Annotated in this window: 2 protein-coding genes; one reads left to right on the top strand and one right to left on the bottom strand. The window is 67.0% G+C overall.

Annotated elements, in window-relative coordinates:
- On the bottom strand, nt 1–752 hold a 752-nt coding region (locus ACWDX6_RS30680), incomplete at its 3' end, for a transposase (protein WP_451488136.1).
- A 77-nt stretch (nt 753–829) separates the two neighbouring features.
- Between ACWDX6_RS30680 and ACWDX6_RS30675 the strand changes: the two genes are divergently transcribed.
- A complete protein-coding gene (locus tag ACWDX6_RS30675; RefSeq protein WP_451488135.1) occupies nt 830–1,207 on the top strand; it encodes a hypothetical protein in 378 nt (125 codons plus the stop codon).
- The last annotated feature ends 55 nt before the right edge of the window (nt 1,208–1,262 follow it).

Here is a 1,262-nt window from a genome sequence, read left to right as displayed (position 1 = left end):
TTGTGCATCCGGGCGATGCCGAGCACGGCATGGTGCACTCCGTCGCCTTTCAGGCGGCAGTCGCGGAGGATCTTCCAGGTCTTCATGCGGGCGAAGACGTGCTCGACGCGGGCTCGGACCTGCTTGTGGGACTTGTTGTGTTCCTCTTTCCAATCCGGGAGCTCAGTCTGGCCGCGTTCCCGGCGGTGAGGGATGACGAGGCCGGTGCCCGGGTAGCCGCCGTCGGCGATCGTTAGGGTCTTGCCGACGGCGGCCTTGGCGCCGGACTCCTCCCAGGCCTTGCAGTCGTTGCGGTTTCCGGCGAGCGGCCGGCCGACCACGACGACCAGGCGGGTGTCGGCGTCGATGACGACCTGGTGGTTGGTTGAGTAGCGGTAATTCTTCGACCGCTGGGCGACGGAGTGGTCGCGGGTGGGGACCAGGGTGCCGTCCACGATAAGCACCGTGTCCTTGGCGAACCGCTTGCGCGGCTGAAGCGCGAGCATTGGCCCGAGGTGGTCAATGATCCGGTCCGCCGTCGACTTGGAAACCCCGAACAGCGGAGCGAGCTGGCGCATGGTCAGGTTCGTGCGCCAGTAGGCCGCGACCAGCAGGGCCCGGTCCTCCAGCGGAAGGCTCCACGGCCGGCCCTTGCGGACCGCGTCCGCGCCCTCGCGCCGTAGGACGGTCACGAGCTTGCCGAAGTTGCGCGGGTTCAGCCCGGCGAACGGAAGTATCCAAGACGGCTCCGACGCCGTGATCACACCAGCCACCGCCGGATCATCTCAGTTGCAGACGTCGCTGGTGCCGACCGATCCTTTGCCTATTCGACGATCCGAGGGAGAACGACGTGGGGCTGACTCTGTTCCCAGGAGACGGAGACACCAGCAGTCCCGACGTCGGCTGGTCCTACAGCGGCTTCGCCGCGTTCCGGCGGCAGCTGGCGCGAGCCGAAGGGTTCGATCTCGACGGGATGTGGGGCTTCGGCGGTGAACGCCCCTGGAGTGATGTCTCCACCTCGCTCGCACCGCTCCTCGATCGCCCCGACGATGGTGGAGGCGAGCTCTCGCACATTGCATGCGCTGCGCTCCTGCCCCGGCTCGAGGCGATCGTCGACCAGTGGCGGCATGAGGTCGACGTCCCGCGGACACACATCGACGCGGCTCAACAGCTGACGGTCGTTCTGCGGCTCTGCGTCGCGAAAGACGTCGAGCTTCTCTTTCTCTGATGTCCGCGAAGCCGGGGCAGGCCCTCATGCTCCCGCAGTTACGGGACAGCCCTTA

The sequence above is a fragment of the Streptomyces sp. NPDC003027 genome (assembly GCF_053591435.1).
This window is presented reverse-complemented; position numbering and strand designations above follow the sequence as displayed.